Genomic DNA, 19,895 nt, shown 5'->3' with positions numbered 1-19,895 from the left:
AGGCTTAGCTAAGTGAGCTCTATTCCTGAGAATAGAGCCGCGCGGAAGACTGCGTCAAGTTTTAGGATAGCCTTGCCTAATGCGTCGAGTCCCCGCCCTCCTGCTCGCTGCCGCTCTCGCCGTCGGCCTCACCGCGTGCGCCGACCCCGGCGCTACCGCCGCACCGCAGGACGCCGTGACTCCGGACGCGTGCCCCCAGGCATCCGTCCCCCTCGCCTCGCTCGACCTGGTCGACGACGTCCGCGCCGCGACCGGTGGTTCCACGGCCTGCCTGTCGAGCCACGCGATCGAGCCCGTGAGCGACGACACCGCCCCCGACCTGCCCGTCACACTGACCGACAGCGAAGGCCGCGAGGTCGAGGTCACGGACGTCGACCGCATCCTCCCCATCGACATCTCGGGCACGATCGCGTCGACCGTGTTCGCGCTCGGACTCGGCGATCGGGTCGTCGGCCGTGACTCATCCACCCAGTTCGTCGGCACCGAGGACCTGCCCGTCGTCACGAAGTCCGGCCACACGCTCAACGCCGAGGCGATCCTCGAACTCGCCCCCACCGTGATCCTCACCGACACGACGATCGGCCCCAAGGAGGTGCGGCAGCAGCTGCGCGATGCCGGCATCGCCGTCGTCGTGATCTCGAGCGACCGCCGCCTCGACACGACCGACGAGCTGGTCACCGAGATCGCCAGTGCCCTGGGCGTGCCCTCGCGCGGGGAAGCCCTCATCGAACGACTGGATGCCGACCTCGAGGCGTCGCTCGCGGAGATCGCCGCCGTCGTGCCGGCCGATGCCGAGGACCGCGCGCGGATGCTGTTCCTCTACGTCCGCGGCAGCGCCAACGTGTACTACATCTTCGGAGAGGACTCCGGAGCCGACTCCCTGATCGACGCGGTCGGCGGCGTCGACGTCGCGGGCGAGATCGGCTGGGAGGGCATGAAGCCCATGACCGCCGAGGCGCTCGTCGCCGCGCAGCCCGATGTGCTCGTCATGATGACCGACGGGCTCGATTCGGTCGGCGGCATCGACGGGCTGATCGAGCGCATCCCGGCGATCGCCGAGACCCCCGCGGGCGCGAACCGTCGCGTGATCGACATGGCCGACAGCGAGATTCTCAGCTTCGGGCCCCGCTCCGCCGAGTTGATCGGCGCGATCGCCCGCGCCCTGTACGCGCCCGAGGCCGCCGCAGCCGAGCCCGCGAAGTGAGCGGCGAGGTCGTCACCCGCACTCCCGCGGGCCATCGGACGCTGCGCTTCACCCTCGTCGTCGCCGGGCTGGTCACCGCGCTCGTCGCGACGGCCGTCCTGTCGATCACGAGCGGCCAGTACACGCTGTCACCCACCGACCTCATCGGCGTGCTGCTCAAGGGCGTCGGCATCGACTCGGCCTGGGCCCCGGCCGCCACGACCGACTACGGCGTCATCTACACCCTCCGCCTCCCGCGCCTCGTCCTGGGACTGCTCGTCGGCGCGGCCCTCGCCGTCTCGGGCGTGCTCATGCAGGCGATCTTCGGCAACCCGCTAGCGGATGCCGGAGTCGTCGGCGTCTCCTCCGGCGCGGCGCTCGGCGCGGCAGCGAGCATCACCCTCGGCCTCGCATCCTTCGGCATGTGGACGACCCCGGCCTTCGCCTTCCTCGGCGGACTCGCCGCCGTGCTCGCGGTGTACTTCATCAGCCGGTCGGGCGGGCGCACCGAGGTCGTGACGCTGCTGCTCACCGGCATCGCGATCAACGCGATCGCCGGCGCCGGCATGGCGTTCCTCACGTTCCTCGGCACGACGTCGACGCGTGAGCAGATCGTGTTCTGGCAGCTCGGATCCCTCAACGGCGCGCTCTGGTCGCATTCCGCGCTCGTCGCTCCGCTCGTCGCTATCGGCGTGGTCGTGGCGCTGATCGTGTCCCCGGAGCTCGACCTCTTCGCCCTCGGCGAGCGCACCGCACGACACCTCGGAGTCCGCGTCGAGGCGCTGCGCATGGTCGTGATCGTCACGGTCGCGATCCTCGTCTGCGCCGCGGTGGCGTTCGCAGGCATCATCGGCTTCGCCGGACTCGTCGTGCCGCACCTCATGCGCATGCTGATCGGACCGGCGCACCTGCCGCTCATGATCTCCTCAGCGCTCGGCGGTGCGCTGCTCATCGCGCTGGCCGACCTCGTCGCCCGCACGGCCGTGCCGCTCGCCGACCTCCCCATCGGCATGATCACCTCGCTCGTCGGCGGACCGTTCTTCCTGTGGCTGCTCGTTCGCACGCGACGCCGCTCGGGAGGATGGGCATGAGCGCCGCCGACGCCTCCGCGCGCCTGGGTGCGTCCGGCATCACCGTGCGCCTCGGCGGCGACCGCGCGATCCTCGACGACGCCTCGATCGAGATCAGGGCCGGCGAGATCCACGCCCTGGTCGGCCCGAACGGAGCCGGCAAGTCCACGCTGTTCGGGGTCCTGGCGGGCGACATCGCCCCGGCTTCCGGAGAGGTCGCGCTCGACGGGACGCCGCTCGACGACATCCGCGCAGCCGACCTCGCCCGCGCACGCGCCGTGCTGCTGCAGGAGAACGCCGTCTCGTTCCCGTTCAGCGCCGAGCAGGTCGTGCGCATGGGACGGGCGCCGTGGGCGCGCACCGAGGCGTCCGCGGAGGACGACGTGGTCGTCGCCGCGGCGATGGCCGCGACCGAGGTGCTCCCGCTCGGCTCACGCCCGGTGACCTCGCTGTCGGGCGGAGAGCGCGCCCGGGTCGCCCTGGCCCGCGTGCTCGCGCAGAGCACCGGCATCCTGCTGCTCGACGAACCCACCGCGGCCCTCGACCTCAAGCACCACGAGGACGTCATGCGACTGATCCGCGCGCAGGCAGACGCCGGCATCGCGGTGGCGATCGTGCTGCACGACCTGAACGCGGCCCTCGCGCACGCCGACCGCGTCACCCTGCTCGACCGCGGTCGGGTCGCCGCGTCGGGCACACCCGCGGAAGTCCTGACAGCCGCGCGGATCGAGGCCGTCTACGGTCAGGCCGTCGATGTCTTCCCGCATCCCGTCACGGGCGTGCCTCTGGTCGTCGCTCGACGCTGACCCGCGCCCGGGGACGCGGACGTCCCCGCGATTCGAATCGCTTGATCTGCAGCTCTGACGCCCTGGGAATCACCAATCAAGCGATTCGAAACCGCAGGGCTCAGGGCTTCAGGGGCGCAGCGGCAGCACGTCGACGAGGTCGGCGCGGGTGCCGGAGGCGTGGATGCGGCCCGCGGCCGCGGCATCCGTCCAATGCTGTGTGCCCGTCGCGACCGCGATCCACGTCACGGCATCCATCTCGACGACGTTCGGCGGGGTGCCGCGCGTGTGCCGCGGACCCTGGATCACCTGCACCGCGCCGAACGGCGGCACGCGCACCTCGACGCTGTTGCCCGGCGCCTTCTCGTCGAGCAGCTGCAGCAGGTACCGCACCGCGGTCGCGAGGTCGGTGCGTGCCGGCTTCTCGCTCGCAGCGTCGGCGGCGCGGACGGCGTCGAGCGCGGCACGGCCGTCGATGATGTCGATCCTGCGGGAGGGCATGCGATCCAGGGTACGCCCGACCCGGATACTGCGGGCCGGGCATAGGCTCGACACGATGAGCCAGAATCCCGAGACACTGCACGGCGCACGAGCCGAACTGCTCGCGGCCGCGCAGCGCGCGGATGCCTGGGCCCCGGCCCTCCCGCCGAACGTCGGCGACGCCCACGCCGCGTCCGTGCTCGTGCTGTTCGGGCGGCTCGACAGCGTCCCGGCGCAGACGGACGAGCTGACCGTCGCGGCCGACCTCGATGTGCTCCTGCAGCGCCGGGCCGCCACGCTGTCCTCGCATCCCGGTCAGGTGTCGTTCCCGGGCGGTCGTCGCGAGGACGAGGATGCCGACGCCGCGGCCACCGCGCTCCGCGAGGCGCAGGAGGAGACCGGCCTGGATCCCTCCGGAGTCGAGGTGCTCGCGACGCTCGGCGAGCTCCCGCTGGCCGCGAGCAACCACCTCGTGACGCCGGTGCTGGCCTGGTGGCGTGCGCCGTCTCGCGTCGCCGCGGTCGATCACGCCGAGACGGTCGAGGTGTTCCGCGTGCCGGTGGCGCAGCTGCTCGATCCGAGCATCCGCTTCACCTCGACGATCCACCGGATGGGCCGCACCTGGCGCGGACCGGCGTTCGACGTCGACGGCACGATCGTGTGGGGCTTCACGGCGATGGTGCTCGACGCCCTGTTCGACGCGACCGGCTGGACGCAGGAGTGGGACCGCGGAGTCGAGCGCCCGATCGAGCTCTGATCCGCTGAAACGTCGCGACGCGCCTCGGTAGGCTGGACGCGTGAAGATCCTCGTCCTCGGTTCCGGTGCCCGTGAGCACGCGATCATCCTCGCCCTGCGGGCCGAGCAGACGGAGCACGAGGTCTTCGTGGCACCGGGCAATGCGGGCATCGCGCAGGACGCGACGCCCGTCTCGGTCGACCCGCTCGACGGCGCCGCCATCACGGCGTTCGCGAACGACAACGCGATCGATCTCGTCGTAGTCGGCCCCGAGGCCCCGCTCGTCGCGGGTGTCGCGGACGTGCTGCGTGAGCGCGGCATCCCGGTGTTCGGCCCGGGTAGGGCCGCCGCGCAGCTCGAGGGATCGAAGTCGTTCGCGAAGCGGATCATGGATGCAGCCTCCGTGCCGACCGGGCGCGCGGTGCGCGCCACGACGACCGCCGAGGTCGAGGCCGCGTTCGACGAGCTCGGCGCCCCGCACGTCGTGAAGGCCGACGGCCTGGCCGCCGGCAAGGGCGTCATCGTGACCTCGGATCGTGCCGAGGCCCTCGCGCACGCGGAGCAGTACCTCCCGTCGGGCCCTGTGCTGATCGAGGAGTTCCTCTCGGGACCGGAGGTCTCGCTGTTCTTCCTCAGCGACGGCGACACGGTGCGCGCGCTGAGCCCCGCGCAGGACTTCAAGCGCGCGCTCGACGGCGACGAGGGTCCCAACACCGGCGGCATGGGCGCATACTCCCCCCTCCCCTGGCTCGCCGAGCAGTTCGGCAGCGAGCAGGCGTTCGTCGAGGAGGTCACGCGCGATGTCGCCCTCCCCGTGATCCGGCAGCTCGACGGCGAGGGCACCCCGTTCATCGGCCTGCTCTACGCCGGGCTCATCCTCACGCCCGCCGGCGTGCGCGTGATCGAGTTCAACGCCCGCTTCGGCGACCCCGAGACGCAGGTCGTGCTGCCCCGTCTCGTGACGCCGCTGTCGAAGCTGCTGCTCGCCGCAGCATCCGGCACCCTCGAGGACCAGCCGGAGCCGAAGTTCTCCGACGACGTCGCGATCACGGTCGTCCTCGCGAGCGAGGGCTATCCCGAGGCTCCGCAGACCGGCCGCCCGATCGAGGGTCTGGCCGAGGCGGCCCAGGTCGAGGGTGTGCGCCTCGTGCACGCCGCGACCGCCAGCCCCGACGCTCCCGGCGGGTCGCTCGTCGCGACCGGAGGGCGCGTGCTGAACGTCGTGGCGACGGCATCCGACTTCCGCACCGCGCGCGACCGTGCGTATGAGGCCATCGGCCGTATCCGCCTCGAGGGCTCGCACCACCGCAGCGACATCGCCGCGCGCGTCGCGGAGTAGTCCGCCCTCCCGCCCGGGCCTCCCGTCCGCCCGCCCTCCCGTCCGCGCGTCCGCCCGCCCGTCTATTTCTGCCGTTCGGCACGAATGGACCCTCTGTTTCTGCCGTTCGGCAGAAACAGAGAGGCGGGTGGGTCGCGCGTGAGCATCGGCACTTGACACCGCGCACTTTCTTCAAGAAAGTGGGTGGATGCCGCTCCGCTCCGACTGGTCGACAGCCACGTGTCCGATCGCCCGCTCCGCCGACGTCCTCGCCGATCCCTGGGTCCTGCTGATCCTGCGCGAGCTGTTCTCCGGCCGCACGCGCTTCGACGAGCTGCGCGACGCCACCGGCGCGGCCGACTCCGTGCTGTCCCGACGCCTCACCGCCATGACCGACGCCGCCCTGATCGCTCGCAGTGAGGAGCGCGGCTACGCCCTCACGGATGCCGGACGCGAGACGCTTCCGGTCCTGCACGCCTTCGCGCGCTTCTCCCGCGTGACCGACCCCGACGGCCCCTGGGGGCTCACGGTGTCCTGCGCGCGATGCGGCGAGGCCGCCGCATCCGCCGACTGGTGCACGCACTGCGATGCCCCACTCGACACCGACTCGACGCTGTGGGCGCGGCGGAGCATGGGCGGCGAGCCCTTCGCCCTCGTCTCCGGCGAGACGCGGGCGCCGGGAGCATCCGAATGACCGCCGAGTCCGTCGAGGAGCCGACCGGCACTCCGACACCCCGACCGCGCCGCCTGCACCCGGCGTGGATCGTCGCGCTCGTCGCGCTCATCGCCCTGATCGGCGCCGCCGGGTTCCGTGCCGCGCCGGGTGTTCTCATGCTCCCGCTGCAGGACGAGTTCGGCTGGACCACCGCCGAGCTCTCCCTCGCCGTCACGGTCAACCTGCTGCTGTTCGGGCTCACCGCCCCGTTCGCCGCCGCGCTCATGCAGCGCTTCGGCATCCGTGCGGTGACCGTGACCGCGCTGTTCGTGATCGGCGCGGGCTCGGCACTCAGCGTGTTCGTCGCGACACCGGCGCAGCTCATCCTCACGTGGGGCGTGCTGATCGGCCTCGGCACCGGATCGATGGCCCTGGTCTTCGCAGCGACCATCACCGACACGTGGTTCGCGACGCGGCGTGGCCTGGTCTCCGGTGTGCTCACCGCCGGCAGCGCCACTGGGCAGCTGATCTTCCTCCCCGTGATCGCGGCGTCCGCCGAGCAGATCGGCTGGCGCGGAGCATCCCTCATCATCGCCGGCGGCGCTCTCGCGGTCGTGCCACTCGTGTGGATCTTCCTCCGCAACCGACCGAGCGACCTCGGCGTCGGGCGCTTCGGAGAGGCGGCCCCGACCGCTCCGCCCGCACCGCGTCCGCGCGGCAACGCCTGGGGCGCTGCGCGCCTCGCCCTCACGACGTTGCGCGACGCGGCCCGCACGAAGACCTTCTGGGCGCTGGCGATCGGCTTCGCGATCTGCGGCGCCACGACGAACGGCCTGATCGGCACGCACTTCATCCCCAGCGCGCACGACCACGGGATGCCGACGACCACTGCCGCGGGGCTCCTCGCCGTCGTCGGGATCTTCGACATCGCCGGCACGGTGTTCTCGGGCTGGCTCACCGACCGCGTGAACCCTCGCATCCTGCTCGCCGCCTACTACGCCCTCCGCGGGGTGAGTCTGCTGTTCTTGCCGAGCCTGCTGTCGGCCGAGGTGCAGCCGAGCATCGTCGTGTTCATCGTGATCTACGGGCTCGACTGGGTGGCCACCGTGCCGCCGACGATCGCCCTGTGCCGCGAGGTGTTCGGCGACCGCGGACCGCTCGTGTTCGGGTGGGTGTTCGCGGCGCACCAGGTCGGCGCCGGGATCGCCTCGGTGCTCGCCGGGATCGTGCGCGACCACACCGGCCAGTACACGATCGCGTGGTTCGCGGCCGCCGGGCTGTGCGCGGTCGCCGCCGTCGTGAGCGCCACGATCCGCCGGCATCCTTCCCCGGTCGAGACCCTCTGACCCGCCCGTCTATTTCTGCCGTATGACGCGAACAGACCGTCTGTTTCTGCCATACGGCAGAAACAGACGGTCTTGAGACGGGCGCGCGGGGACCCTCAGAGCACCTTCGAGAGGAAGTCCTTCAGACGCTCGTTCTTGGGCGACCCGAAGAGCTCGGCCGGCGGCGCGGACTCGACGACGACGCCGCCGTCCATGAACACCGTGCGGCCGGAGACCTCCCGCGCGAAGCCCATCTCATGCGTCACGAGCACCATCGTCATGCCGCCGGAGGCGAGGTCGCGGATGACCTGCAGCACCTCGCCGACCATCTCAGGGTCGAGTGCGCTCGTGGCCTCGTCGAACAACATGATCTCGGGGTCCATCGCGAGCGCGCGGGCGATCGCCACGCGCTGCTTCTGACCGCCCGAGAGGGATGCCGGCTTCGCGTCGGCCTTCTCGGCGAGACCCACCCGGTCGAGCAGCGCCAGCGCACGTTCGCGCGCCTCGGCCTTCGACATCTTGCCGGTCTCGACGGGCGCGAGCGTGATGTTCTCGAGCACGGTCATGTGCGGGAACAGGTTGAAGTGCTGGAACACCATCCCGATTCGCTGGCGCACGCCGTCGAGCTTGACGCTCTTGTCGGTGAGGTCGACGCCGTCGATCACGACGTGGCCCGACGTGGGCTCCTCGAGCTTGTTCAGGCAGCGCAGCAGGGTCGACTTGCCCGAGCCCGACGGCCCGATGACCGCGATGACCTCGCCGTCCTCGACCGTGAGGTCGATGCCCTTGAGCACCTGGTTGTCGCCGAACGACTTGTGCAGGTCCTTGACCTCGATCTTGCTCATGCGTTGAACTTCCTCTCCAGGCGGTTGGCCAGCAGCGTGAGCAGCGTGATCACGACGAAGTAGATGATGGCGACGATCGTCAGTACCTGCGCCGACAGGTACGTCGACGCGATGATCTGACGCGACACGAAGGTGAGCTCGGCGAGGCCGATGACGCTGATCAGCGACGTGTCCTTGAGGGTGATGATGCCCTGGTTCACGAACGACGGGATCATGATGCGGAACGCCTGCGGCAGCACGACCTTGCGCATCGTCTTCCAGTGTCCCAGGCCGAGTGAGCGCGAGGCCTCGTTCTGACCGGGATCGACGGCCTGGATGCCGCCGCGGATGATCTCGGTCATGTACGCACCGGTGTTGAGCGACAGCGTGATCGCACCGGCGACGAACGGGTTGAACGTCAGCCCGGGGAACAGCTGCGGGATGGCGAAGAACACGAAGAAGGCCTGCACGAGGATCGGTGTGCCGCGGAACACGAACACGTAGGCGGTGGCGATCCAGCGGAACGGGGCGATGCGCGAGATGCGTCCGAAGCCGAACACGAGGCCGAGGATGAACGCGGCGACGATCGCGACGAGCGTCGCGAGGATCGTGAGCCACAGGCCCTCCATGAGCGCCGGCCAGTACTTCACGGCCACGGAGAAGATGTCGGTGGCCTGCGTGGATCCGCCCTCGCCGTCGCCGGCCGACAGGTAGGTGTCGACGATCTCGTCGTACTCCCCCGAGTCCTGCAGGTTCTTGAGCCCGGCGTTGAACATCTCGATCAGCTCGGGGTTCATCCCCTTGTTGACCGCGAAGCCGTATTCGCCGCCGAGCTCCGGCTCGCCCACGAGACGGAAGCCCGATCCCTGCTGGATGCCGTAGGCGAGCACCGGGAAGTCCTCGAAGTAGCCGACGGCCTGACCGGCCTTGACCGCGTCGACCATGTCGGTCGTGTCGGAGTAGGGCGTGACGCGGAAGCCGTACTCGTCCTGGTTGTCCTCGGCGAAGGTCTGGCCCTGGGTGCCGGTCTTGACGGCGACGGTCTTGCCGTCGAGGTCGTCGAGCGACTCGATGTCACTGGAGTCGAGCACACCGAGCTGGATGCCGCTGGTGAAGTACGGGTCGCTGAAGTCGAAGACCTGCTTGCGCTCGTCCGTGATCGACATGCCGGCCATGACCGCGTCGACCTGGTTGGCCTGCAGGGCCTGTACGGCGGCGTCGAACCCGAGCTGGCGGATCTCGACGTCGAAGCCCTGATCCTTCGCGATCGCGCGGAGCAGGTCCATGTCGATGCCGACGAGGTCGCCGTTCGGATCGGTGAACTCGAACGGCGCGAACGTCGTGTCGGTGCCGATGACGTAGGTCTCGCCGGTGGTGTCGGCGGTCGCGGCGGTGGCGCCGCCGAGCAGGGCGCCCGCGGCGACGAACGCCGTGAGCGCCATCGCGCCGACGGTGCGACCGAGCCGTCGCAGGCGCGCGGTCGCAGAGGTGGATTTCGGGATCACGACGGATGCTCCTCGGATCGGATACGGCGGACGGACTGCCGCCGAGCATCCACCCTACTTTGCGCGCGCTCCGGGCCCCGCGAGGTCGATCCAGTACCGGCGCACCATCGGATAGCCGCGCTCGCTCTGATCGCTGACGTCCTGCAGCACGCCGCCGGCGCGCTCGATGGTGCGGTACGACGCGATGTTGTCGTCGTCGCACGTGACCATCACCCGGTCGAGGCCGATCTCGCGGGCGCGGTCCAGTGCGAGCGCGAGGCCCGCCGAGGCGACTCCCTGGCGCCGACGCGACGCGCGGACCGAGTAGCCGATGTGGCCGCCGACCTCGCGCAACCAGTCGTTGAGCTCGTGCCGGAAGGACACGAAGCCGACGACCTCGCCCTCGTCGACGATCCAGTAGAGGTCGTTGTGCACAGCGCCCTCGGGGGCGGGCGCCGAGGTGTCGGCGAGCAGCTCGGACTTCGCGATCAGTGCGTCGAGAGTCGCGCGGTCGGGAGTCACCGGCGCCTGCAGACCTGATCCGTCGACGTGACCCTCACCGAACTCCGCGACAGCCGAGGCCCAACTGTCATACAGAGCGGTCGTGGGACGGACGAATGCGACGGTCATCGCCCGATAGAATCACACCCCGTCTGCGCGGGCAAAACCGCGGGACTCACCGCGTTTCGTCTCGTCGCTGCGCTCCTCGCTCAACGACCCGACGGGACGACGCTGCGCTCCTCGCTCAACGACCCGACAGACGACGCTGCGCTCCTCGCTCAACGACCGGGGGCATCCCCTCCGGTCGTTGAGCGAGCGAAGCGAGACGAAACGCGTCGACCGATCGATCGACGCGTCTCGTTTCTTCGGGCCTCGCGTCAGGCGGCGGGCGCCGGGTCGGCGGCCGGGGCGGCGGGAGCGGATGCGGCGGGCGCACCGGCATCCTCCTCCTTCGGCGCACCGCGGAGGAAGAGCGCCGCGATCAGACCGATCACGATCACACTCGCCGGCAGCAGGATCGACTGCGACATCGCCGCGGCGAACCCGTCCGCCACGGGCGCCGGGAGCGTCCCGCCGGAGCTGATCGATCCCGCGGAGTCTCCCATCCCCGGCAGGTTCGCCTCGAGCCGCGCCTGCATGAACGTCGCGATCGCGGCGGAGCCGATCACCGAGCCGATCGTCCGGGTGGTGTTGTAGATGCCCGCGCCCGCTCCGGCTTGACGCATCGGCAGGCGGCGGGTCGCGGTGGTCGCGAGCGGCCCCCACATGCCGGCGCTGCCGATGCCGAGGAGGGCCGACGGGAACAGGAACATCCAGATCTCGGTGTCCATCCGCACGAGCGACGAGTACCAGACCAGCGCCGAGGCGAAGATGACCAGTCCGGGGATGAGGATGAACCGAGGGTCGGTGCGGTCGAGGATCTTGCCGGCGACCGGGGCCAGGACGCCCGAGAACACGGCCATCGGGATCATCAGCAGCGCCGCCTGCGTCGGGGTGAGCCCGCGTGCGATCTGCAGGAAGAACATCAGCGGCAGCGACATGCTCGTCACCGCGAAGCCGACGGTCGCGATCGCGATGTTGGCACCCGAGAAGTTCCGGTCGCGGAACAGGTCGAGCGGCACGAGCGCCTCGCTCGTCGTCTTCCACTGCTGCAGGATGAACAGTCCCATCACGACGATGCCGGCGATGATCAGGCCCCAGACCGAGATCGGACCCCAGATCACGCCCCAGTCGTACTTCTCGCCCTCCTGCAGGCCGAAGACGACGAGGAAGATCGCGGCGGCGCTGAGCACGACGCCGAGGATGTCGAAGCGGTGCGGGTGCGTCTTGAGCTTCGGGACGAGGATCCACGCGGCGACGAAGGCGATCACGCCGACGGGAAGGTTGACGAAGAAGATCCACTCCCAGCCGAAGCCGTCCACGAGCACGCCGCCGAGCAGCGGGCCGACCAGGGTCGCGACGCCGGCTGTGGCGCCCCACAGCCCCATGGCCGCTCCACGGCGGTTCGGCGGGAAGGTCCGGGTGATGACGGCCATGGTCTGCGGAGTCATGAAGGCGGCACCGAGACCCTGCACGGCGCGCGCCGCGATCAGCCCCTCGAGCGAGCTCGACAGGCCGCACCAGAGCGACGCGAGCGTGAAGATCGCGAGACCGATGAGGTAGATGTTCTTCGGGCCGAAGCGGTCGCCGAGTCGTCCGGTGATCAGCAGGGGCACGGCGTAGGTGAGCAGGTAGGCGCTCGTGACCCACACGACGTTGTCGAGGTTGTTGGTGTTCGGGTCGAGCGCGGCTTTGATCGCGGGGTTGGCGACCGAGACGATCGTCGTGTCGACGAGGATCATGAAGAAGCCGATGACGAGCGCCCAGAGGGCGGGCCAGGGGCTCTTGGGCGCGTGGCCGGCGGCGAACGGGCCGGTCTGGGGGCCTGCGGCCTGTCGGGAATCGGTCATTGCTGAGCAGCCTTTCGCTGAGCGAGGTAGCGGTCTGAATCGGTGAAGGCGGACGGACCCCAGGGGAGGTCGCCGCCGTCGAGACGGGCGAGGAGCGCGTCGAGCCAGCGCAGTTCGGCGTCGAGCAGCACCTCCTCGCGTTCGATCTCGACGAGCACCTGGGCGGGTACGCCCTTGGCACGGGCCTTGGCGAGGCCGTGCCGGTGCATGTCGTGGGTCTCGACGAGGGCCGTGCGACGCTCCTGGAGCAACGCGCGCACATCGTCGCGTTCGAGGTTGTGGGATTCGGCGAGCGCGATGCGGAAGTCCTTCTCGCTGTCGACGCGGGGAAGCTCGCGACGCACCCACGCGATGACGGTGTCGCGTCCGGCATCCGTCAGCGTGTACGTCGTGCGCTCGGGACGGTTGCCGTCGCGATCGATGCCGATCTCGTCGATCAGCCCGCTCCGCTGCAGGCGTGCGACGGTGTGGTACAGCGTGCCGTTCGTGATCGTGAGCAGGCGGTCGTCGTGCCGAGCGCGCAGCAGCCGCACCATCTCATAGGGATGCATGTCGGCTTCGCGCAGCAGCGCGAGCACCATGACCCCCATGGGCGTCAGCGTGTCGATCGGCTTCTTCACAGCCCTGCTCCATCCCGATTAGTCCACGTGGACTATACGCTCGTTCCGGGATCAGGACAAGTCGTCTCAGTTCTTCAGTCGCCGCAATGCCGACCCCTTGTGCGCAGCCTCGTCTCCGCTCTTCTCCGACTTCACGATGTAGGCAGGGTCGTCTGCGGATGCCGTGAAGTGCTGCCCCGCGAACTCGAAGTCCGCGGTCTTCTTCTGCTGCACGGTCCCGCGGGTGCGCCCCTGAGAGGTGTTCCAGCTCACACGGTCACCGGTGGACAGATCCTTGGACATGGTGCCTCCGCTCGTTTCTTCGAGGGTCATGGAGAGCGGATGCCGGCGCCAGGCCTTGACACGCGGCGGACGGCCGCTCGACGACCCGCGATAATGGGCGGGTGAGCACTCCTACCGACAGCACCGCGCAGACGATCCCCGGCTGGCGCCACATCTACTCGGGCAAGGTCCGCGACCTCTACGCCTCCGAGGATGCCGCGGACACCCGCATCCTCGTCGTCGCCTCCGACCGGGTCAGCGCGTTCGACTTCGTGCTGTCACCCGGCATTCCCGACAAGGGCGCACTGCTCACCCGCCTGAGCCGCTGGTGGTTCGACCGCCTCGAGGTGCCGAACCACCTCGCAGAGGGATCTATCCCGGCGGTCGTGGCGGATCGCGCGATGCTCGCCCAGTCGCTCGAGATGCTCCCGGTCGAGTGCGTCGTGCGCGGGTACATCACCGGAACGGGCTGGGCCGAGTACACCGAGAGCGGCACGGTGTGCGGCATCCCCCTGCCCGCCGGCCTGCAGAACGGCGACCGCCTGCCCGAGCCGCTGTTCACCCCCGCCTACAAGGCGCCCATGGGCGAGCACGACGAGAACATCACGTTCGAGCGGGTCGAGGAGATCGTCGGCGTCGAGCGCGCGGCAGAGCTCCGCGACGCCTCGCTGTCGATCTACGCGCGGGCCGCGGCGATCGCGGAGGAGAAGGACCTGATCCTCGCCGACACCAAGTTCGAGTTCGGAACCGACGCCGACGGGGTCCTGCGTCTCGCCGACGAGGTGCTCACGAGCGATTCCTCGCGGTACTGGGATGCCGAGGCCTGGCGCACCGGCTCGACGCCGAACGAGCGCATGGCGAGCTTCGACAAGCAGATCGTGCGCGACTGGCTCGCCGCGAACTGGGACAAGCAGGGCGAGCCGCCCGTGCTGCCGGAGGACGTGGTCGAGCGCACCGCCGCCCGCTATCGGGAGCTGATCGAGCGCCTCGGGGCCTGAGGCGTTTCGTCTCGCTCCGCTCGCTCAACGACCGGAGGCTGATCGGGGCGCACACAGGGAAAACTCAGGAATCGGTAGTGTTGCTCCAGCACTCCCTCCCCTCCCCCGATATCTGAGGAGCCCGCATGCCCCTGTGGAAGATCCACGGAAACGGCCGCACTGTCGAACCCGGCGCCGTCGTCACGCCCGCTGAGCGACTGAACTGGCCGGCGACGATCGCGATCGGCGCGCAGCACGTCGTCGCGATGTTCGGCGCCACGTTCCTGGTCCCGACCCTGACCGGCTTCCCGGTCTCGACGACCCTCTTGTTCAGCGGCCTCGGCACGCTGATCTTCCTGCTGATCACGAAGAACCAGCTGCCCAGCTACCTCGGCTCCTCGTTCGCCTTCATCGCGCCGATCACCGCGGCCGTCGCCGCGGGAGGAACGGGCTCGGCACTCGCGGGCGTCGTCGCGGTCGGCATCCTGCTCGCCGTCGTCGGTCTCGTGGTGCAGTTCGCCGGGCTCCGCTGGGTGGATGCACTGATGCCCCCGGTCGTGGCCGGCGCGATCGTCGCCCTGATCGGCTTCAACCTCGCCCCGACGGCCTGGAACAACTTCCAGCTCGACCCGGTGACCGCGACCATCACACTCGTCGCGATCATCCTCTTCGCCGTGCTGTTCCGCGGCTTCCTCGGTCGCATCTCGATCTTCCTCGGCGTCGCGGTCGGCTTCATCTGGGCCGCGTTCAACGGCTCCTTCGACGTGCCGAACGCGCTCCGCGACGGCAAGACGCCCGCCGAGCTGATCGCCGACGCGCCGTGGATCGGCCTGCCCCATTTCCAGCTCCCCGACTTCGTCGAGCCGGGCACATGGTCGACCATCGCGATGTTCCTGCCGGTCGTGCTCGTGCTCATCGCCGAGAACGTGGGCCACGTGCGCGGCGTCGCGACCATGACCGAGGACGCCTCGATCAACAAGCACACCGGCCGTGCGCTCATCGCCGACGGCGTCGCGACGACGATCGCGGGTGGCTTCGGCGGCTCGGGCACCACGACGTACGGCGAGAACATCGGCGTGATGGCCGCGACCCGCGTCTACTCGACGGCCGTCTACTGGGTGGCCGGACTCTTCGCGATCCTGCTGGCGTTCTCTCCCAAGGTCGGCGAGGTGTTCAACTCGATCCCCGCCGGCGTACTCGGCGGCGCGACCACCGCGCTGTACGGCCTGATCGGCATCATCGGCATCAAGATCTGGGTCGACAGCAAGGTCGACTTCTCCCGCCCGGTCAACCAGTACACGGCAGCCGTGTCTCTCGTGATCGGCATCGCCGGCTTCTCGATGAACCTCGGCGACTTCGCGTTCGGCGGCATCGTGCTCGGCACGGTCGCTGCGCTGCTCATCTACCACCTGGGCAACCTGATCGCACGCGCACGCAAAACCGGCGCCGACGACCCGCGCCCGCTCGAGGCCGTGGGGCCGCTCGGCGGCGACCCGGAGTAGGTCGACCCGCTGAACACGGGAGGGCCGGGAAGCCGCTGCGGCGGCATCCCGGCCCTCTGTGCATCGTGCAGCGGATCAGTCGATGACCGCCAGGATGCCGTCGGCGGCGATCGAGGAGGCGAGCTCCGCCCGGTGCGACAGCGCACCCGCACGGTGCGCGGTGACGGTCGTCTCCATCTTCATGGCGTCGAGGACCACGATCGGATCGCCCTCCGCCACCGACTCTCCGTCGTCGACCAGCCAGCGCACCACGGTGCCGGGTACCGGCGCGCGCAGCTCACCCGGGTCGGCCTGGCCCTCGACGGCAGGCGCGGAGGAGGACGGGATGCCGGCGAGCAGAGCGACCGGGAGCCCGAGGACGACTCGACGCCCGTCGATCTCGACGGGGAAACGCTGCAGCGGCGGATCGGACGCCGGCGCGGGGCGCGACTGCATCTCCAGCCTCGGCAGCAGGTCGCTCTCGATCCACTGCGTGTGCACCGCGAAGGTCTCGGTCGCGAACGCCGCGTCGTCGATCGCGAGCAGGTCGAACGGCACCACGGTCGCCGGCCCCTCGACACCGAGCTCGCGCAGCGCACGGCGCGCCCGCACGAGCGCGGCATCGCGCGAGTCGGCGTGCACGATGAGCTTCGCGATCATCGAGTCGAACGCCGGTTGCACGGCATCCCCGGCCTCGATGCCGCTGTCCCACCGCACTCCCGGTCCGCCGGGGATGCGCAGGGCGTCGACGCGGCCAGGGCTGGGCAGGAAGCCACGCCCCGGGTCCTCGGCGTTGATGCGGAACTCGAACGCGTGCCCACGGGGCGTGGGGGTGCCGCTGAGCGTCATCCCCTCGCCGAACGCGATGCGGAACTGCTCGCGCACGAGGTCGGTGCCCGTCACCGCCTCGGTGATCGGATGCTCCACCTGGAGTCGTGTGTTCACCTCGAGGAACGAGATCGTGCCGTCTTCGGCGAGCAGGAACTCGACGGTCCCGGCACCGCGGTACTGCACCTCGGCGCAGATCGCGCGCGCAGCCTCGTGGAATCGCGAGCGCTGCTCGGGCGTCAGGCCGGGCGCCGGCGCCTCCTCGATGAGCTTCTGATTGCGACGCTGCATCGAGCAGTCGCGGTCGCCGACCACGACCACACCGCCTTCCCCGTCGCCGAGCACCTGCACCTCGATGTGCCGCGGACGCTCCAGGAAGCGCTCGACGAAGCACTCGCCGCGCCCGAACGCGGCGACGGCCTCCCGGGTGGCCGCGTCGAACGCCTCGGCCACCTCCGACAGCTCGCGGACGACCTTCAGGCCGCGCCCTCCGCCACCGAACGCGGCCTTGATCGCGATGGGCAGTCCGTGCTCCTCCGCGAACGACACGGCCTCCGCGGGACCCGCGAGCGGCTCGTCGGTGCCCGCGGCGAGCGGCGCCCCGACGCGCTGGGCGATCCGCCGCGCGGTCATCTTGTCGCCGAGGGCGTCGATGCTGTCGGGCGACGGACCGATCCAGATCAGCCCCGCCTCCTCCACGGCTCGCGCGAAGGCGGCGCTCTCGGAGAGGAACCCGTATCCGGGGTGCACGGCATCCGCACCGGCTCGACGCGCCGCGTCGAGCAGGGCGTCGATCGAGAGGTACGTGTCGGCGGCGGTGGCGCCGCCCAGGCCCATGGCCTCGTCGGCGAGCCGCACGTGCAGGGCATCCGCGTCCTGGTCGGCGTAGACGGCGACGGACGCGTGCCCGGCCTCGGCGCACGCTCGGATCACACGCACCGCGATCTCGCCGCGATTCGCGATCAGGACCTTCTTCGTCTGGCGTCTCCGCTGCGTGGTCGGCTCCATGGTCATGAGGACTCCTTGACGGTGAGGCGGAGGCGCACTCCCGGGGCGAGCTGGCCTGCGAGGTCGAGACTGCGGTCCGTGAGGGCGCCGATGATGGGGTAGCCGCCCGTGAGCGGATGGTCGGGGAGGAACAGTACGGGCTGCCCGTCCGGCGGCACCTGGATGGCCCCCGTGACGGCGCCCTCACTCGGCAGCTCGCCGCTCCGCGCGCGCTCCAGCGCGACCTCGCCGTGAAGGCGGATGCCGACCCGATCGGAGCGCGGCGTGACGGTCCACTCCTGACCGGTCAGCGCCTCGAGCGCCGCCGCCGTGAACCAGTCGTCGCGGGGGCCCAGGGTGACGTCGAGTTCGACGAGCTCTCCGGGCGCGGGGAGCTCGCGGTCCACGGCCGTCGGCGCGACCGGGCGGGTGCCGGCGTCGCCGAGGGGGAGCACGTCCCCCGCGGCGAGCGCGCGCGGACCGAGGCCGGCGAGCGTGTCGGCGGCGCGACTGCCGAGCGCCGCGTCCGCATCCAGACCGCCCCGCACGGCGATGACGTAGCGCAGACCGCGCGATGGGTGACCCAGGGTCAACTCGTCGCCGTCGGCCGTCGCGAAGGGCTCGCCGTGCACGACGGGGCGCGGGTGCCCGTCGGCGTCGATCAGCGCCAGGTCGCCGATCGCGCCGGTGATGGCGGCGACGCCGGACCCGTGGAACCGCAGCACGGCCCCGCCGACGCTCTCCAGCACGGCCGCACCGCGGGTGTTGCCCACAGCCTCGTTCGCATCGCGCATCGCCCGGCGGTCCGCTGCGCCGGATGCCGAGACGCCGAGTGCCGCGTAGCCCGGGCGTCCTGCATCCTGCACGAGCAGCTGCAGCGAGGGCCGCACGACCTCGACGGCCCCGGCCGACGGAGAACCCGGAGCATCCGCGTCCTGCTCGGCGTGGAGCGCCTCGACTCGCCGTCCCGATGTCGCGACGTCTCCGTTCCCCGTCGACGATCCGCTCCCCGAGAGCACGGCCTGCGCCTGCACGCGCTCGAAGCGCACGGCGACCCCGGGCGAGAGCAGCGCCGGCGGATCGCGGTCGATGTCCCACATCACGGCATCCGTACGGCCGATGAGCTGCCAGCCGCCTGGGCTCTCCCGTGGATACACACCCGTGAACTCTCCCGCGAGCGCGACCGAGCCGGCCGGCACCCGGGTGCGAGGGGAGGAGCGCCGGGGCACCGCGAACAGCGGGTCGTCGCCGACCACGTATCCGAACCCCGGGGCGAAGCCTGAGAACGCGACCCGCCACTCCGCGCCGAGGTGGCGATTCACGAGCTCCTCGGCCGACACGGACAGCAGGGCGGCGGCCTCCTCGAGGTCCTCGCCGTCGTAGATCACGGGCACGGCGACCTCTCCAGCGCCGGAGAGCCGGACGTCGCCGACCTCGGTCGCCTCGAGCGCGGCGGCGAGATCGGAGGCCGAGACCCGCAGCGGGTCGAAGCGCACGAGAACGGTGCGCGCACCCGGGATGCGCTCGACCACTCCGGGGACCCCGTCCCACGCGAGGTTCAGACGCATCGCCTCGTCGAGGTCGGCGGCCTCGACGAGCAGCGCGTGGTCGGATGCGGTGAGGATGCGCATCAGACGACGTACTCCGCATCCGGCACGTCGGTGATGAACATGAACCCCGGTGCGTGCGTGACGGCGAACGGCGGCTTCGAGGCCATGATCGCGGCCTGCGGGGTGACGCCGCACGCCCAGAACACCGGCACCTCGCCATCGCGTACCTCAGGGGCGTCGCCGAAGTCCGGGCGCGAGAGGTCGGCGATGCCGAGGGATGCCGGATCGCCGATGTGCACGGGCGCGCCGTGCACCGCGGGGGTGCGGCCGGAGATCTGCACGGCGTCAGCGACGCGCCCCGCGGGGATCGGGCGCATCGACACGACCATCTCGCCGCTCAGTCGGCCTGCGGGCGTGCACGGCACGGCGGTGCGGTACATCGGGACGTTGCGGCCCAGCTCCTGATGGCGGATGGGGATCCCCGCCTCCACGAGTCCGGTTTCGAACGTGAAGCTGCAGCCGATGAGGAACGCGACGAGGTCGGGGTGCTCATCCCAGGCCGCGGTGGCATCCGAGACCTCCTCGGCCAGTTCGCCGTCGCGCCAGATGCGGTAGCGGCCGATGTCGGTGCGGATGTCGCTCCCCGGGGCGAGGGCCGACTCCACCTGACCCTCTTCGATGACCTCGAGCACGGGGCAGGGCTTCGGGTTCCGTTGCGCGTAGAGCAGCGTCTCGAACGCCCAGTCCGCGGGGACCGCGATGAGGTTGGCCTGCGTGAGCCCCGGGGCGACCCCACTGGTCGGCGCGGCACTGCCCGCTCGGATGGCCGCGCGGGCGGCGCGTCCGGCGGCGAGCTGATCGGCGGTGGCGAGAACGGTCAT

The 19,895-nt window shown here is 70.6% G+C and carries 19 protein-coding genes; 9 read left to right on the top strand and 10 right to left on the bottom strand.

Features of this window, described 5'->3' with window-relative positions; translation table 11 throughout:
- The first annotated feature begins 79 nt into the window (after positions 1–79).
- The 3 genes from AKH00_RS13360 to AKH00_RS13350 are packed head-to-tail and all read left to right on the top strand — an operon-like array spanning position 80 to position 3,059.
- Positions 80–1,204: a heme/hemin ABC transporter substrate-binding protein gene (locus AKH00_RS13360; protein WP_050723245.1), complete on the top strand. Its 1,125-nt coding sequence runs from the start codon at positions 80–82 to the stop codon at positions 1,202–1,204.
- A complete protein-coding gene (locus AKH00_RS13355) occupies positions 1,201–2,274 on the top strand; it encodes a FecCD family ABC transporter permease (RefSeq protein ID WP_050723244.1) in 1,074 nt (357 codons plus the stop codon). The genes AKH00_RS13360 and AKH00_RS13355 overlap by 4 nt, the downstream gene beginning before the upstream one ends.
- On the top strand, positions 2,271–3,059 hold the full coding sequence (locus AKH00_RS13350; protein WP_235556775.1) for a heme ABC transporter ATP-binding protein: 789 nt from the start codon (positions 2,271–2,273) through the stop codon (positions 3,057–3,059). The genes AKH00_RS13355 and AKH00_RS13350 overlap by 4 nt, the downstream gene beginning before the upstream one ends.
- A gap of 108 nt (positions 3,060–3,167) precedes the next feature.
- Here AKH00_RS13350 and AKH00_RS13345 read toward each other — a convergent pair whose 3' ends face one another.
- Positions 3,168–3,539 carry a sterol carrier family protein gene (locus AKH00_RS13345; RefSeq protein WP_050723242.1) on the bottom strand — a complete coding sequence of 124 codons (372 nt, stop codon included), beginning with the start codon at positions 3,537–3,539 and terminating at the stop codon, positions 3,168–3,170.
- Between the two features lie 55 nt (positions 3,540–3,594).
- Here AKH00_RS13345 and AKH00_RS13340 point away from each other — a divergent pair, with 55 nt between their 5' ends.
- From AKH00_RS13340 to AKH00_RS13325, 4 genes are all read left to right on the top strand, one after another.
- On the top strand, positions 3,595–4,275 hold the full coding sequence (locus AKH00_RS13340) for an NUDIX hydrolase (RefSeq protein WP_050723241.1): 681 nt from the start codon (positions 3,595–3,597) through the stop codon (positions 4,273–4,275).
- Between the two features lie 40 nt (positions 4,276–4,315).
- Positions 4,316–5,593 carry a phosphoribosylamine--glycine ligase gene (purD, locus tag AKH00_RS13335; protein ID WP_050723240.1) on the top strand — a complete coding sequence of 426 codons (1,278 nt, stop codon included), beginning with the start codon at positions 4,316–4,318 and terminating at the stop codon, positions 5,591–5,593.
- Positions 5,594–5,780: 187 nt separating this feature from the next.
- The gene (locus tag AKH00_RS13330) at positions 5,781–6,266 is read left to right on the top strand and encodes a winged helix-turn-helix transcriptional regulator (RefSeq protein WP_082297623.1); all 486 of its coding nucleotides are present in this window, start codon (positions 5,781–5,783) and stop codon (positions 6,264–6,266) included.
- Positions 6,263–7,573, top strand: a complete 1,311-nt coding sequence (locus AKH00_RS13325) for an MFS transporter (RefSeq protein WP_050723239.1) — start codon at positions 6,263–6,265, stop codon at positions 7,571–7,573. Before AKH00_RS13330 ends, AKH00_RS13325 begins: the two co-directional genes overlap by 4 nt.
- Before the next feature lie 95 nt (positions 7,574–7,668).
- Here AKH00_RS13325 and AKH00_RS13320 read toward each other — a convergent pair whose 3' ends face one another.
- The 6 genes from AKH00_RS13320 to AKH00_RS13295 form a co-directional block, all read right to left on the bottom strand.
- Positions 7,669–8,397, bottom strand: coding sequence for an amino acid ABC transporter ATP-binding protein (locus AKH00_RS13320; RefSeq protein WP_050723238.1), 729 nt, complete (start codon positions 8,395–8,397; stop codon positions 7,669–7,671).
- Complete coding sequence (locus AKH00_RS13315) at positions 8,394–9,818, bottom strand: amino acid ABC transporter substrate-binding protein/permease (RefSeq protein ID WP_050723375.1); 1,425 nt, start codon at positions 9,816–9,818, stop codon at positions 8,394–8,396. Before AKH00_RS13315 ends, AKH00_RS13320 begins: the two co-directional genes overlap by 4 nt.
- A gap of 117 nt (positions 9,819–9,935) precedes the next feature.
- Complete coding sequence (locus tag AKH00_RS13310; RefSeq protein ID WP_050723237.1) at positions 9,936–10,490, bottom strand: GNAT family N-acetyltransferase; 555 nt, start codon at positions 10,488–10,490, stop codon at positions 9,936–9,938.
- A 248-nt stretch (positions 10,491–10,738) separates the two neighbouring features.
- Positions 10,739–12,310, bottom strand: a complete 1,572-nt coding sequence (locus AKH00_RS13305; RefSeq protein ID WP_050723236.1) for an MFS transporter — start codon at positions 12,308–12,310, stop codon at positions 10,739–10,741.
- On the bottom strand, positions 12,307–12,930 hold the full coding sequence (locus AKH00_RS13300; RefSeq protein WP_082297621.1) for a PadR family transcriptional regulator: 624 nt from the start codon (positions 12,928–12,930) through the stop codon (positions 12,307–12,309). The genes AKH00_RS13305 and AKH00_RS13300 overlap by 4 nt, the downstream gene beginning before the upstream one ends.
- 66 nt (positions 12,931–12,996) lie before the next feature.
- Entirely contained in the window at positions 12,997–13,242 is a 246-nt protein-coding gene (locus AKH00_RS13295) for a DUF2945 domain-containing protein (protein ID WP_235556774.1), read from the bottom strand.
- Positions 13,243–13,313: 71 nt separating this feature from the next.
- Between AKH00_RS13295 and AKH00_RS13290 the strand changes: the two genes are divergently transcribed.
- Both AKH00_RS13290 and AKH00_RS13285 read left to right on the top strand, forming a co-directional pair.
- Complete coding sequence (locus tag AKH00_RS13290; RefSeq protein ID WP_050723234.1) at positions 13,314–14,189, top strand: phosphoribosylaminoimidazolesuccinocarboxamide synthase; 876 nt, start codon at positions 13,314–13,316, stop codon at positions 14,187–14,189.
- 125 nt (positions 14,190–14,314) lie between these two features.
- Positions 14,315–15,670: a uracil-xanthine permease family protein gene (locus AKH00_RS13285; protein WP_050723233.1), complete on the top strand. Its 1,356-nt coding sequence runs from the start codon at positions 14,315–14,317 to the stop codon at positions 15,668–15,670.
- A 75-nt stretch (positions 15,671–15,745) separates the two neighbouring features.
- On the opposite strand, the gene AKH00_RS13280 is transcribed toward AKH00_RS13285, so the two are convergent.
- The 3 genes from AKH00_RS13280 to AKH00_RS13270 are packed head-to-tail and all read right to left on the bottom strand — an operon-like array spanning position 15,746 to position 19,895.
- Positions 15,746–17,491: an acetyl/propionyl/methylcrotonyl-CoA carboxylase subunit alpha gene (locus AKH00_RS13280; protein ID WP_050723232.1), complete on the bottom strand. Its 1,746-nt coding sequence runs from the start codon at positions 17,489–17,491 to the stop codon at positions 15,746–15,748.
- Positions 17,488–19,095, bottom strand: a complete 1,608-nt coding sequence (locus AKH00_RS13275; protein ID WP_050723231.1) for an urea amidolyase family protein — start codon at positions 19,093–19,095, stop codon at positions 17,488–17,490. The genes AKH00_RS13280 and AKH00_RS13275 overlap by 4 nt, the downstream gene beginning before the upstream one ends.
- The gene (locus tag AKH00_RS13270; RefSeq protein ID WP_050723230.1) at positions 19,095–19,895 is read right to left on the bottom strand and encodes a putative hydro-lyase; all 801 of its coding nucleotides are present in this window, start codon (positions 19,893–19,895) and stop codon (positions 19,095–19,097) included. Before AKH00_RS13270 ends, AKH00_RS13275 begins: the two co-directional genes overlap by 1 nt.

This window comes from Microbacterium sp. GCS4, from assembly GCF_001262495.1.
Taxonomy (GTDB): domain Bacteria; phylum Actinomycetota; class Actinomycetes; order Actinomycetales; family Microbacteriaceae; genus Microbacterium.
This window is presented reverse-complemented; position numbering and strand designations above follow the sequence as displayed.

Excerpts from the sequence above, each read along its gene's own strand:
- AKH00_RS13360 (WP_050723245.1), top strand. The coding sequence starts at position 80 with ATGCGTCGAGTCCCCGCCCTCCTGCTCGCTGCCGCTCTCGCCGTCGGC.
- AKH00_RS13350 (WP_235556775.1), top strand. The coding sequence starts at position 2,271 with ATGAGCGCCGCCGACGCCTCCGCGCGCCTGGGTGCGTCCGGCATCACC.
- AKH00_RS13345 (WP_050723242.1), bottom strand. The coding sequence starts at position 3,539 with ATGCCCTCCCGCAGGATCGACATCATCGACGGCCGTGCCGCGCTCGAC.
- AKH00_RS13340 (WP_050723241.1), top strand. The coding sequence starts at position 3,595 with ATGAGCCAGAATCCCGAGACACTGCACGGCGCACGAGCCGAACTGCTC.
- AKH00_RS13330 (WP_082297623.1), top strand. The coding sequence starts at position 5,781 with ATGCCGCTCCGCTCCGACTGGTCGACAGCCACGTGTCCGATCGCCCGC.
- AKH00_RS13325 (WP_050723239.1), top strand. The coding sequence starts at position 6,263 with ATGACCGCCGAGTCCGTCGAGGAGCCGACCGGCACTCCGACACCCCGA.
- AKH00_RS13320 (WP_050723238.1), bottom strand. The coding sequence starts at position 8,397 with ATGAGCAAGATCGAGGTCAAGGACCTGCACAAGTCGTTCGGCGACAAC.
- AKH00_RS13315 (WP_050723375.1), bottom strand. The coding sequence starts at position 9,818 with ATGGCGCTCACGGCGTTCGTCGCCGCGGGCGCCCTGCTCGGCGGCGCC.
- AKH00_RS13310 (WP_050723237.1), bottom strand. The coding sequence starts at position 10,490 with ATGACCGTCGCATTCGTCCGTCCCACGACCGCTCTGTATGACAGTTGG.
- AKH00_RS13305 (WP_050723236.1), bottom strand. The coding sequence starts at position 12,310 with ATGACCGATTCCCGACAGGCCGCAGGCCCCCAGACCGGCCCGTTCGCC.
- AKH00_RS13295 (WP_235556774.1), bottom strand. The coding sequence starts at position 13,242 with ATGACCCTCGAAGAAACGAGCGGAGGCACCATGTCCAAGGATCTGTCC.
- AKH00_RS13285 (WP_050723233.1), top strand. The coding sequence starts at position 14,315 with ATGCCCCTGTGGAAGATCCACGGAAACGGCCGCACTGTCGAACCCGGC.
- AKH00_RS13280 (WP_050723232.1), bottom strand. The coding sequence starts at position 17,491 with ATGACCATGGAGCCGACCACGCAGCGGAGACGCCAGACGAAGAAGGTC.
- AKH00_RS13275 (WP_050723231.1), bottom strand. The coding sequence starts at position 19,095 with ATGCGCATCCTCACCGCATCCGACCACGCGCTGCTCGTCGAGGCCGCC.
- AKH00_RS13270 (WP_050723230.1), bottom strand. The coding sequence starts at position 19,895 with ATGACCGTTCTCGCCACCGCCGATCAGCTCGCCGCCGGACGCGCCGCC.